This window comes from Candidatus Allofontibacter sp. (assembly GCF_038145245.1).
GTDB lineage: Bacteria > Pseudomonadota > Alphaproteobacteria > Pelagibacterales > Pelagibacteraceae > Fontibacterium.
Window position 1 is genome coordinate 1 of record NZ_JAYQPI010000024.1, and the last position, 13,024, is coordinate 13,024.

Consider the following 13,024-nt stretch of genomic DNA (forward strand, 5'->3'; position numbering starts at 1 on the left):
ACTTCAGGATCGAGTTTGAAAAGATCTTGAGTTAATTTTTTAACTGAATCAACAGATTTTAGAAACATATCTTTTTCTTCAGGATTAAATTTAATCTCAATAACCTTTTCAACTCCTTTTGCACCAATTACAACAGGTACACCTACATAAAGATCATCAACTCCATATTCACCATCTAAATAAACAGCACACGGTAAAATTTTCTTTTTATCTTTAAGAAATGCTTCTGCCATTTCAATAGCTGAACTTGCTGGAGCATAATAAGCAGATCCTGTTTTTAATAATTTTACGATCTCTGCTCCTCCGTCTCGAGTTCTTTGAATAATTTTATCCATTCTTTCTTTAGTAGACCATTTCATATCTATCAAATCTGGAATTGGTATTCCTGCAACTGTGGAATATCTAGCGAGCGGAACCATTGTATCTCCATGTCCCCCTAAAACAAAAGCTGTTACATCTTCTATAGAAACTTTGAATTCTTCAGATAAAAATAATCTAAAACGAGAAGAGTCTAAAACACCTGCCATACCAACTACTTTTTGAGCAGGTAGACCTGAATATTTTTGTAATGCCAAAACCATGACATCTAAAGGATTAGTGATACAAATCACAAATGCATTTGGAGAATATTTCTTAATTCCTTCTCCAACTTGTTTCATTACCTTTGAATTAATTCCCAAAAGATCATCTCTGCTCATTCCTTCTTTTCTAGGAACTCCTGCTGTAACGATTATAACATCTGAATTTGCAATATCTGCATAACTAGTTGTGCCTTTAAGATTGGCATTAAATCTTTCAACAGCTCCTGATTGAGCAATGTCTAAAGATTTTCCTTCTGGCAAACCTGCGGCAATATCAAAAATAACTACATCTCCTAATTCTTTTAAAGAAACTAAATGAGCAAGTGTTCCTCCGATCTGCCCTGATCCTATAAGTGATATTTTTTTTCTCATAATATTAATTCATTGTTGGCATTGTAAAATTTGAAGTGGCTTTTATATCAGAAGGCCATCTTGATGTAATGGTTTTTAATTTAGTATAAAATCTAACTCCTTCCATACCGTGAACATGTTGGTCACCAAATAAAGATCTTTTCCAGCCACCAAAACTATGAAAGGCCATAGGCACAGGTATTGGAATATTTACTCCTACCATTCCTACCTTAATATGGCTTGAAAACGTTCTTGCATTATTACCGTCTCTTGTAAAAATACTTACTCCATTACCAAACTCATGTTTATTAATTAAATCTACTGCTTCATTAAAGTTTTTTGCTCTTACAACCGAAAGAACGGGCCCAAATATTTCTTCTTTATAAATCTTCATGTTTTCTTTTACATGATCAAATAAACAACCCCCCAAATAAAAGCCTTTTTCATATCCTTGAGGTTTTTTTATCTTTCTTCCATCCACAACTAATTTAGCGCCTTCTTTAACTCCTAAATCTACATAGCTTGTAACTTTTTCTAGATGTTGCGCGGTAACTAATGGGCCCATGTCCATTCCCTTATCAAGACCTGGTCCAACTCTTAAATTATTAACTTCTTTTGTAAGTTTGTTAACTAATTCATCTCCTATATTTCCAACAGCAACAGCCACCGATTGAGCCATACATCTTTCGCCAGCTGAACCATATGCTGCCCCCATCAACCCTGCAACAGCCTGGTCTAAATCAGCATCCGGCATTACAACGCAGTGATTTTTAGCTCCACCTAATGCTTGAACTCTTTTTTCAAATTTCGCAGCATTTTCATAAATATATTTAGCTATAGGAGTTGAGCCTACAAAACTAATTGCACTAACATTTGGATTTGAAAGCAAAGCATCAACAGATTCTTTGTCACCATTTACAACATTAAAAACTCCGTCAGGCAAACCTGCTTCTTTTAATAATTCTGCTAATCTTAAAGAACAACTTGGATCTTTTTCAGAAGGTTTTAGAATAAACGTATTTCCACATGCTATCGCAAGCGGAAACATCCACATTGGAACCATTGCTGGAAAATTGAAAGGAGTAATTCCGGCGCAAACTCCTAGTGGTTGTCTTATTGACCAACTATCAACATTAGTTCCAACATTTTCTGTAAACTCACCTTTTAATAGATGCGGTATCCCACATGCAAATTCTACTACCTCTAATCCTCTTGTTAAAGATCCTTTGGCATCATCATAAACTTTACCATGTTCTGATACAATTATCTTTGTAAGTTCATCTGAATTTTTTTCTATAAGTTCTTTAAACTTAAATAAAATTCTTGCTCTTTGTAATGGTGGAACTTGAGACCAAGTTAGAAATGCTCTACTTGCAACTGCAACAGCATCGTCAACGTCTTTTTTTGTAGCCAGATTTACTTTTGCAGAAATTTCTCCTGTTGCTGGATTAAAAACATCTGAAGTTTTTTTTGAAGATCCAGAAAAAGATTTTCCGTTAACAAAATGCTCAATAGTTCTCATTTAAATTAATAAGAAAATATAAGGATAAAATTAAGCTGTCAAATAATGAAATAAAAAGAATTATAGATCTTTGCTATGCTGAACTAGCATTTTTTTTATTGAACCAATTGCTTTTGCAGGATTCAGTCCTTTAGGACAAGTGTTGGTACAGTTCATAATTGTATGACATCTAAAAAGTTTAAGTTCATCGGCAACTTTTTTTAATCTTTTTACTCTCTCTTCGTCTCTGCTATCAATAATCCATCTATAAGCCTGCAATAAAACTGCTGGTCCTAAATATTTTTCACCATTCCACCAGTAACTAGGACATGAAGTCGAACAGCATGCACAAAGAATACATTCATATAAACCATCTAGTTTTTCTCTATCTTGTTTTGATTGATATATTTCTTTGTCACTCCCATTACTATTTTTATCAACTTGCAGCCATGGCTCGATAGATTGATATTGTTTATAAAGTTGATTTAAATTTGCCACTAAATCTTTAATTACAGGCATATGCGGCAGTGGATAAACTTTTATCTCATCTTTGATGTCTATAGCTGATTTAGTACAAGCAAGACCATTCACACCATCTATATTCATTGCACAAGATCCACAAACTCCTTCCCTGCAAGATCTTCTAAAAGTTAATGTAGTATCAATCTCATTTTTAATTTTAATAAGAACATCAAGAACCATTGGTCCGCACTCATCCATATTGACTTCGTATGTATCAACTCTTGGATTTTCTTTTTTTTCAGGATCCCAACGATAAACTTTAACTTTTTTTAAATTTTTTCCATTAGTCTTGTCTTTAAAATATTTACCTTCAATGATTTTTGAATCTTTAGGTAAAGCAAACTGAACCATTAATATACTCTCGCTTTCGGTGGAAAATATTGTACTTCATTCGTTAAAGTAAAATTATGCACGTTTCTGTAATCAATTTTAACTTTTTCTCCATCTTGCCAAGCTAGAGTATGTTTCATCCAATTCTCATCATCTCTTTCTTTAAAATCTTCTCTAGAATGCGCCCCTCTACTTTCTTTTCTATTTTCAGCAGAAGTCATTGTAACAAGCGATTGTCTTATTAAATTATCAAATTCTAAAGTTTCAATTAAATCTGTATTGAAGATTAAAGACTTGTCTGAAACTAAAATATCATCCATTCCTTGCCATGGTTTTTTAATTTCTTCCATTCCTTCTTTTAAAATTTTAGCATCTCTAAATACTGCACAATTTTTTTGCATTGTTCTTTGCATTTTGTCCCTTAGTACAGAAGTAGGCGTTCCACCATTCGAATTTCTTAGTTTATCAAATCTTGAAATTGATTTTTGAGTTTCACTTTCAGGAATTACTTCATGTTTAGAATTTGGTTTAACAATTGTTGCAGCTCTCATGGCCGCAGCTCTACCAAATACAACAAGGTCAATTAGTGAATTAGATCCTAATCTATTTGCGCCATGAACGGAGACGCATGCTGCTTCTCCAACTGCCATTAAACCAGGTACAATTACATCTTTACCATTCTCTGTCTTAGATACTACTTCACCAAAATAATTAGTAGGAATTCCCCCCATATTGTAATGAACAGTTGGAACAACTGGTATTGGTTGTTTTGTTACATCTACTCCAGCAAAAATTTTTGCAGACTCAGAAATTCCAGGAAGTCTTTCATGTAAAACTTTTGGATCTAAATGATTTAAATGAAGATAAATATGATCTTTATTTTTACCAACTCCTCTGCCTTCATTAATTTCAATTGTCATAGATCTTGAAACAACATCTCTTGATGCAAGATCTTTTGCTGAAGGAGCATATCTTTCCATAAATCTCTCGCCTTCAGAGTTAACTAAAAATCCGCCTTCTCCTCTAGAACCTTCTGTAATTAAACATCCTGCACCGTAAATTCCTGTTGGGTGAAATTGAATAAATTCCATATCTTGCAATGGTAAGCCTGCTCTTAAAACCATCGCATTACCATCTCCTGTGCATGTGTGTGCAGAAGTTGCAGAAAAATATGCTCTGCCATAACCTCCTGTCGCTAAGATTGTCATATTAGCTCTAAATCGATGAATGGTGCCATCTTGTAGATTCCAAGCAGTGACGCCGTGACACTTTCCATTGTGCATTAATAAATCCAATGCAAAATATTCTATAAAAAATTCTGTATTTTTTTTAAGTGCTTGACCATAAAGTGTATGAAGAATTGCATGTCCAGTTCTATCGGCCGCAGCACAGGTTCTTTGAGCAATACCATTTCCATAATTAGCAGTCATTCCACCAAATGGTCGTTGATAGATTTTTCCCTCTTCAGTTCTGCTAAACGGAACTCCATATTTTTCTAGCTCAATAACTGCTCTTGGAGCTTCTTTACATAAATATTCAATAGCATCTTGATCACCCAACCAATCAGCGCCTTTTACCGTGTCATACATATGCCAACGCCAATCATCCTCTGACATATTTCCTAATGCAGCAGATATTCCCCCTTGCGCGGCAGCTGTATGACTTCTTGTTGGAAATACTTTCGAAATACAAGCCGTTTTAAGTCCAGCCTCAGCCAAGCCAACTGCTGCTCTTAATCCTGAACCGCCAGCTCCTACAACAATAACATCATATTCATGGTCTATAATTGGATAAGTGCTCATAAAATAATTATAATTAATGATACAATGCCAACGATGGGAAGTATAGCCGAGGTTAACATTATAATTTTATTTAAAATTACTTTTAAACCTCCATCTTGAATATAATCCTCAATAATTTCCCCTAAACCTAATTTTAAATGCAACGCTCCAAATATTAAAAATAAAGTAAAGATAATTATTGATAGATAATTATCAAAAAAATCTAATGCACCCGTGTAATCTGTATTAACTAAATCAACTAAGGAATGTAAAAAAAATAACAATAAAGGTATCAAAACAATTGCGCTGACTCTTTGTATTAACCATTTATTTAAGGCATGATTTTTCATTAAATAATCCAGATAAAAAATGTTGTTAAAATAGATAAGAATAAAACAATTATTCCAGAAAGATTTGCAGTCTTAATTTCGTAACCATAACCAAAATCCCAAGCAAGATGTCTAATTCCGTTGAACATGTGATAAACAAATGACCAGGTAAAACCTACAAGAATAAATTTACCTACAAAACTTCTTAAAAATTTTTGATAAAAATTATAATACTCTGGCCCTAGAGCTAAAAATAAAATCCATAAAACGATTAAAAAAAAACCAGCAACGTTAATTACTCCGGTCATTCTATGCGTGATTGAGAGTAAAGAAGAAAACTGCCACTTATAAATCTGGATATGAGGGGATAAAGGTCCAGAATTTTTTTCCATAAAAAATTTTATTTATTTTTTATATACTTTTTAACCAAAACCTCCGCTATTTGCACTCCATTAAAGGCCGCACCTTTTAATAAATTATCTGAGACCACCCATAAATTAACTGCATTTTTGGTAGGATCTTTTCTAATTCTAGAAATATAAGTTAAAAAACTACCTGCACATTCAGCTGGTGTTGCATACCCCCCATTCTTTTGCTCATCAATAACTTTACAACCAGGGGCTTTAGATAAAATTGATCTAATTTGTTTTATGTTAAATCTTTTTTTTAATTCAATATTCACGGTTTCAGAGTGCGAGATAAGTACTGGTACCCTAACACAAGTTGCAGTTACTTTAATATTTTTATCTAATATTTTTTTGGTTTCATTTTCCATTTTCCATTCTTCTTTTGTGGAACCATCTTTCATAAAAACATCAATATGAGGAATAACGTTAAATGCTATTTGTTTGGAAAATTTTTCTGGTTTAATCTTTTTATTAGCTAAATAATCTTTCGTTTGAGAAATAAGCTCATCCATTGCTGCTTTTCCTGCTCCAGATACAGATTGGTAAGTAGAAGTAACAACTCGAGTTACCTTAAATTTATCATGCAAAGGTTTAAGGGCCAACACAAGTTGAGTTGTGGAACAATTTGGATTCGAAATAATATTTTTTTTTTTATAATTCTTAAGTGCATATTCATTAACCTCTGGAATTACCAATGGAATATCTTTTAACATTCTGAAATGTTTGGAGTGTTCTATAACTGTTGAATATTTTGCAATTTTTGGAGCTAAAGTTTTTGCAAGAGCTGATCCTGCGCAAAAAAAAGTAATATGTGCTTTTTTAAAATCAAAATTATCTAAATTTTCAACTCTGATTTTTTTATTTTTAAATTTTATAAAACTACCTGCGCTTCGCTTTGATGATAATAAATATAAATTATTAACTGGAAATTTTCTTCTCTCAAGAGCCTCTACTGTTTTTCGTCCAACGTTACCTGTGCTTCCTACAATTGCTATATTTATTTTCATCTATTTTAATTTGGAAATAACCAAATCTCCCATTTGAGAAGTTGAAACTTTATTTTTGTCTGACTCCATAATATCTGCTGTTCGATATCCCTCTTTCAAAACATCTTTTACAGCCTTATCAAGCATGTCAGCATCTTTATCCATATCAAAGGAATAACGTAGTGCCATAGAAAAACTCAATATTGAAGCAAGTGGATTGGCAATATTTTTGCCAGCTATATCAGGAGCAGAACCATGACAAGGTTCATACATTGATTTAAATTTTCCTTCTTTATTTTTTCCGCTTAGGGATGCTGAAGGTAACATTCCAAGCGAGCCTGTTAACATTCCGGCTTCATCTGAAAGCATATCACCAAATAAATTATCAGTTACAATCACATCAAATTGTTTAGGATTTCTAACTAATTGCATTGCACAATTATCTGCTAGCATGTGACTGAGTTCTACATCTTTAAATTCTTTTTTATGGATTTCATCTACGACTTCTCTCCATAACAAACCTGCTTCCATAACATTAGATTTTTCACATGAAGTAACTTTATTGTTTCTTTTCCTTGCAAGTTCAAAAGCAACTCTAGCAACTCTTTGAATTTCACTTGTTGTGTAAGTGTGTGTATTTATTCCTTTTTTTTCACCATTAGATAATTTTTCAACGCCTCTTGGAGTTCCAAAATAAATACCACCTGTCAATTCTCGCACAATCATAATATCTAAATCAGAAACAACTTCTGGCTTTAAAGTTGATGCGTTAGCAAGTTCTTTAAAACAAATTGCCGGTCTTAAATTTGCAAATAATTCTAAATCTTTTCTAAGTCTTAATAAGGCTCTTTCAGGTTTTTTTGAGAATTCTAATTTATCCCACTTAGGTCCTCCCACCGCTCCTAATAAAACTGCATCGCTTGCCATCGCAATTTCCATTACTTTATCAGTAATGGGTGTGCCATGTTTATCAAAAGAAATTCCTCCGGCTAATTCTTCAGTAATTTCAAAGTCAGCTGATTTATTTTTATTAAACCAAATAATAATTTTTTTAACCTCATTCATTACCTCAGGTCCAATTCCGTCTCCAGCAAGAATAAGAAGTCTTTTTTTCATTAATATAACCAAGGAGTTAAATTTCTTTTCTTTTGCTCAAAACTATTAATTTTGGAATCTTTTTTCAAAGTTAAAGCAATGTCATCATAACCATTTAATAAACACTCTTTTCTAAATGAATCGATTTTAAAATCAAAAGGTCTGTTATCTCCTTTATGAATTTTTTGATCGACCAAATCTATTTCTATTTCTTTATTATTCTTTGCTACTTCAGATAATTCCTTAACTTGGTTTTCAGGAAGAATGATTGGTAAGATTCCATTCTTAAAACAATTATTATAAAAAATATCAGCAAAACTTTCTGCAATAATGCATCTAATACCAAAATCTAATAATGCCCAAGGCGCATGCTCTCTTGATGACCCACAACCAAAATTTTTTCCTGAAATTAAGATTTTTGCTTTATCGTAAGGAGAATTATTTAATATAAATTTTTTAATAACATTACCTTTTTCATCATAACGCATTTCGTAAAATAAGGCAGAACCTAAGCCTGTTCTTTTAATTGTTTTTAAGAATTGTTTTGGAATAATCATATCAGTATCAATATTTGAAATCTGAAGATCCGCTGCAATGCTTTTAAGTTTTGTAAATTTTTCCATTAAATAATCTTTCTAATATCTACAAATTTACCCTCGATTGCTGCAGCAGCTGCCATCACTGGACTCACAAGATGTGTCCTTCCTCCTCGTCCTTGTCTTCCTTCAAAATTTCTATTTGAAGTAGAGGCACACCTTTCTTTTGGTTTTAATTGATCCGGATTCATTCCAAGGCACATGGAACATCCAGGTTCTCTCCAATCAAATCCTGACTCTTTAAATATTTTATCTAAACCTTCTTTTTCTGCTTGTAATTTTACAAGTCCAGAACCTGGAACTACGATTGCATCAACGCTCTTATTTACTTTTTTTCCTTTAACTATCTTTGCAACTTCTCTTAAATCTTCAATTCTTCCATTAGTACAAGAACCTATAAAAACCTTATCAATTTTAATATCCTGAATAGCAGTATTTGGCTCTAAGCCCATATAATCTAATGATCTTAATATAGATTTTTTTCTATCCTCATTCTTTTCTAAATTTGGATCCGGGACTTTTCCATTAATAGAGGCTGTATCTTGAGGACTTGTTCCCCAAGTAACCGTTGGTTCAATATCTTTTCCTTGCAAATAAAGCTCTCTGTCAAATTTTGCATCCTTATCAGTAGATAAAGTGCTCCAATATTTAACTGCTTTTTCCCAATTCTCACCCTTTGGAGCTAAAGGTCTTCCTTTAATATAATCAAAAGTTTTTTGATCGGGTGCAACAAGTCCTGCACGAGCACCTGCCTCGATGCTCATGTTGCAAACAGTCATTCTTTCTTCCATCGAAAAGTTTCTAAAAACTTCTCCACAGTATTCAATAACGTAACCTGTTCCACCTGCGGTTCCAATATTCCCAATAATTGACAAGATTACATCTTTAGCAGTAACCCCTAATGGTAATTTTCCATCTACACTAATCTTAAAATTTTTTGCTCTACTTTGAATTAAAGTTTGCGTTGCAAGAACATGTTCTACTTCTGAAGTTCCAATTCCAAAAGCTAAAGCACCAAATGCGCCGTGAGTTGAGGTATGGCTATCTCCACAAACAATCGTCATTCCAGGTTGAGTAAATCCCTGTTCAGGACCAATCACATGAACAATGCCTTGTCTTTTGTCTGTCAAACCAAAAAATTCTATACCAAAATCTTTGCAATTCTTAGATAGAGTTTCAACTTGGATTGCAGACTCTTTGTCAGCTATTCCTTTTGATCTGTCAGTTGTTGGAACATTATGATCAACAACTGCCAATGTTGATCCTGGTAATTTTACTTTTCTGTTAGATAAACGTAATCCCTCAAAGGCTTGTGGGCTCGTTACTTCATGAACTAAATGTCGATCAATATACAAAAGTGATGTTCCATCATTTTGTTCATCAACTAAATGACTCTCCCATATTTTGTCGTAAAGTGTCTTTGCCATTAAATAAAAACTAGTATTACTTCTTTTTATTCTGAGCTTCTGTCTTTGGCGCTAAAGTTTTTTCCGTACTTTTAGTAGCTTGTTCAACAGCTACATCTCCTTGCGCTTCAACGTTTTGAATTGCCTCTTTTTTAGGTAAAGGTTGAATAATATCTACGCCAATTTTTTTTCTAATTTTTTCTGTAATTCTTGCTGATTTACCAGTTCTTTCTCTTAAGTAGTAAAGTTTTGCTCTTCTTACTTTTCCGCTTCTTATTACCTCTACAGACTCAACGTTTGGACTGTGAACTGGAAATAATCTTTCAACACCTTCACCGAAAGAAATTTTTCTTACTGTAAAAGTAGAATTAATTCCTTTGTTTTTTTTAGCAATACAAACTCCTTCGTAAGCCTGAATTCTTTGTCTTTTTCCTTCGATAATTCGAACGTTTACTTTCAAAGTATCTCCTGGAGAAAATTCTGGAAACTTTTTTTCACCAATCTTTTTAATATGAAGCTTATCTAATTCGTCTATTCTCATTGTTGAATTTTGCATTAAAATTTAATTATTTATGATATTTTTCCCATAAGTCTTGTCTCTGGCGACGTGTTATATCCTCGGATTGTGCTAAGCGCCAGTCCTTAATTTTAGCGTGATTCCCAGATAAAAGTACTTCTGGAACAGTTCTTCCTTTCCACTCTTGGGGTTTTGTATATTGAGGATATTCTAATAAATTATTCTCAAAACTCTCTTCGTTTAAAGAAGAAGAATTGCCAAGAACCCCTGGTAACAATCTAAGTATGGAATCTAAAAAAACAAACGCCGCTGTCTCACCACCCGATAAAATAAAATCACCAATACTTATTTCTCTAATCTTTCTCTCTTCCAAAACTCTTTGATCAATCCCCTCAAAGTGCCCACAAATAAGATCTACCCCATTTTTTTGCGATAATTGTTTTGCAATCTTTTGCGTTAATAATTCACCTCTAGGGCTTAAATAAATAAGTTCATTTTTAGAGTTTTTAATATTTTTATCTAAACAATTATCTATTACATCTGCACGCATAACCATTCCACTTCCTCCCCCAAAAGGAGTATCATCCACGCTTCCATGCTTGTCTAAGGCATAATCTCTAATATTAACAATATCGAGAGACCAGATTTTATTTTCTCTAGCTCTTTTATAGAGCCCAATATCTAAAATCCCTGGAAAAAATTCTGGGTATAAAGTGAATATTTTTGCAGACCACATAATAGTTAATTTGCTTTTGGTGCCTCCACCTCTGATGCTTTTTCTTCAGCCTTTGGAGCTTCCACAGGAGCTGGTTCGGCTGCTGGAGCTGCCTCTGCTGTTGGAGCTGCTGGTGCTTCTTTTGGAGCTTGCGCGGCTTTTAATCGTTCTTGCGCTTTCTTTTTAGGCAAAGCTTTAATTGGATTATTTCGTTTTTCAGGAACTGGAGCGAGATTTGCTGCACCTAAAAATTTAGCAACTCTTAAAGTTGGTTGAGCTCCCATTTTAAGCCAATGAGTTATTCTTTCCGACTCTAAACTTAATCTTTCTGGTTTGCTTTTTGGTAGTAACGGATTGAAGTATCCAAGTTTTTCAATAAATTTTCCATCCCTTGGATTTCTAGAATCTGCAACTACGATTTGATAAAAGGGTCTTTTTTTAGTTCCCCCTCTTGATAGTCTTATTTTTAACATTTATTTTCCTTTCTATTTTAGATTGTTAAATAACTCCGGAGGTATTCCATCTAATCCTCCAAAATTTCTTCCGCCACCTTGAGACATTCTTTTCATCATACCTGTCATCATTTTATGTTGTTTTAGAAGCTTATTTACTAAAGCGATGTCAGTTCCTGAACCATTCGCTATTCTTTTTTTTCTAGATCCATCAATAATCTTTGGATTATCTCTTTCTTTAGGAGTCATGGATAGGATAACTGCTTCTTGTTTTCCAAGAAGACCTTCGTCAATATTAGACTCATCTATTTGTTTTTTAATTTTTGAAATACCAGGAATCATTCCCAAAACTTTACCCATGCCACCAATCTTTTTCATTTGTCTAAGCTGTTTTAAATAATCATTAAAAGTAAATTGTCCTTTTTTAAAATTCTCTTCTAATTCTTCAACTTCCTCTTTTTTTAAATTTTCTGATACTTTTTCAACAAGAGAGACCACATCTCCCATTCCTAAAATCCTATTTGCAATTCTTTCAGGATGAAAAATCTCAAAATCATCAATTTTTTCACCCACTCCTAAAAATTTAATTGGGCAATTAGCCACTGACTTCATGCTAAGCGCAGCTCCGCCTTTTCCATCGCCATCTATTCTTGTTAAGATTATTCCTGTTAAATCGACTGTTTTTTTAAATTCACCAGCTATATTTACTGCGTCTTGTCCTGTTAAAGAATCAGCAACCAAAATTGTTTCGATAGGATTAATAATCTTTTTAAGATTATTTAACTCACTCATCATCACGCTATCAATTTGAGTTCGTCCAGCAGTATCAAAGATAATAACATCTGAGCCTGATAAAGAGGCAGCTGCTAAAGTTCTTTGAGTAATCTCTATTGGTAGTTGCCCTTCTATAATTGGAATTGTTTGAATATTATTTTGACTGCCTAATAACTCTAATTGTTTTTGGGCGGCTGGACGATAAACGTCTAAGCTTGATAACATTACTTTTTTACCAAAATTCTTTTCAATAAATTTTGCAATTTTTGCAGAAGTTGTTGTTTTTCCCGAACCCTGTAAACCAACAACTAATATTTTAGCTGGAGGGACTGTATTAAGATTAATTTCCGATTTTTCACTGCCTAAAATTTTTACAAGCTCATCATATACAATTTTAACTAATAATTGTCCTGGAGTAATAGATTTTAAAACTTCTTGACCGATTGCTTTTGGTTTAACGTTTGCAATAAACTCTTTTGCAACAGAAAGTGCAACATCGGATTCAAGTAAAGCCTGACGGATTTTGCGCAATCCTTCATCAACTTGTTTTTCATCTAATTGAGTGCTTTTATTAAAAAAAGAAAAAGCAGACTCAATTTTACTCGTTAAATTTTCAAACATTTTTTTTCTCCAGCAGCAATCGCACTAGTGGGCGAATATCGCTGACTAGTGTTGATCTCC

The 13,024-nt window shown here is 33.2% G+C and carries 14 protein-coding genes; all 14 read right to left on the reverse strand.

The window, feature by feature from the left end; all coding sequences use genetic code 11:
- A partial coding sequence (gene mdh, locus AC8IGH_RS03860; RefSeq protein WP_507419414.1) for a malate dehydrogenase occupies positions 1-956 on the reverse strand: 956 nt, incomplete at its 3' end.
- A 1-nt stretch (position 957) separates the two neighbouring features.
- Entirely contained in the window at positions 958-2,454 is a 1,497-nt protein-coding gene (locus AC8IGH_RS03865; protein WP_507419401.1) for a CoA-acylating methylmalonate-semialdehyde dehydrogenase, read from the reverse strand.
- 60 nt (positions 2,455-2,514) lie between these two features.
- Positions 2,515-3,306, reverse strand: a complete 792-nt coding sequence (locus tag AC8IGH_RS03870) for a succinate dehydrogenase iron-sulfur subunit (protein ID WP_507419402.1) — start codon at positions 3,304-3,306, stop codon at positions 2,515-2,517.
- Positions 3,306-5,087, reverse strand: a complete 1,782-nt coding sequence (gene sdhA, locus AC8IGH_RS03875) for a succinate dehydrogenase flavoprotein subunit (protein ID WP_507419403.1) — start codon at positions 5,085-5,087, stop codon at positions 3,306-3,308. The genes AC8IGH_RS03870 and sdhA overlap by 1 nt, the downstream gene beginning before the upstream one ends.
- Positions 5,084-5,416 (reverse strand): succinate dehydrogenase, hydrophobic membrane anchor protein, encoded by a 333-nt coding sequence (gene sdhD, locus AC8IGH_RS03880; RefSeq protein ID WP_507419404.1) that lies wholly within the window; start codon positions 5,414-5,416, stop codon positions 5,084-5,086. The genes sdhA and sdhD overlap by 4 nt, the downstream gene beginning before the upstream one ends.
- Positions 5,416-5,787, reverse strand: a complete 372-nt coding sequence (gene sdhC / locus AC8IGH_RS03885) for a succinate dehydrogenase, cytochrome b556 subunit (protein ID WP_507419405.1) — start codon at positions 5,785-5,787, stop codon at positions 5,416-5,418. The genes sdhD and sdhC overlap by 1 nt, the downstream gene beginning before the upstream one ends.
- A gap of 8 nt (positions 5,788-5,795) precedes the next feature.
- Positions 5,796-6,809 carry an aspartate-semialdehyde dehydrogenase gene (locus AC8IGH_RS03890; RefSeq protein ID WP_507419406.1) on the reverse strand — a complete coding sequence of 338 codons (1,014 nt, stop codon included), beginning with the start codon at positions 6,807-6,809 and terminating at the stop codon, positions 5,796-5,798.
- Entirely contained in the window at positions 6,810-7,904 is a 1,095-nt protein-coding gene (gene leuB, locus AC8IGH_RS03895) for a 3-isopropylmalate dehydrogenase (protein WP_507419407.1), read from the reverse strand. It abuts the gene before it with no gap.
- Entirely contained in the window at positions 7,904-8,506 is a 603-nt protein-coding gene (gene leuD, locus AC8IGH_RS03900; protein ID WP_507419408.1) for a 3-isopropylmalate dehydratase small subunit, read from the reverse strand. Before leuD ends, leuB begins: the two co-directional genes overlap by 1 nt.
- Complete coding sequence (gene leuC, locus AC8IGH_RS03905; RefSeq protein ID WP_507419409.1) at positions 8,506-9,906, reverse strand: 3-isopropylmalate dehydratase large subunit; 1,401 nt, start codon at positions 9,904-9,906, stop codon at positions 8,506-8,508. Before leuC ends, leuD begins: the two co-directional genes overlap by 1 nt.
- Before the next feature lie 16 nt (positions 9,907-9,922).
- A complete protein-coding gene (gene rplS / locus AC8IGH_RS03910; protein ID WP_507419410.1) occupies positions 9,923-10,441 on the reverse strand; it encodes a 50S ribosomal protein L19 in 519 nt (172 codons plus the stop codon).
- Between the two features lie 10 nt (positions 10,442-10,451).
- Entirely contained in the window at positions 10,452-11,138 is a 687-nt protein-coding gene (trmD, locus tag AC8IGH_RS03915; RefSeq protein ID WP_507419411.1) for a tRNA (guanosine(37)-N1)-methyltransferase TrmD, read from the reverse strand.
- 5 nt (positions 11,139-11,143) lie between these two features.
- Positions 11,144-11,590 carry a 30S ribosomal protein S16 gene (gene rpsP / locus AC8IGH_RS03920; RefSeq protein ID WP_507419412.1) on the reverse strand — a complete coding sequence of 149 codons (447 nt, stop codon included), beginning with the start codon at positions 11,588-11,590 and terminating at the stop codon, positions 11,144-11,146.
- Between the two features lie 12 nt (positions 11,591-11,602).
- Complete coding sequence (gene ffh / locus AC8IGH_RS03925) at positions 11,603-12,964, reverse strand: signal recognition particle protein (RefSeq protein ID WP_507419413.1); 1,362 nt, start codon at positions 12,962-12,964, stop codon at positions 11,603-11,605.
- Between the last annotated feature and the right edge of the window lie 60 nt (positions 12,965-13,024).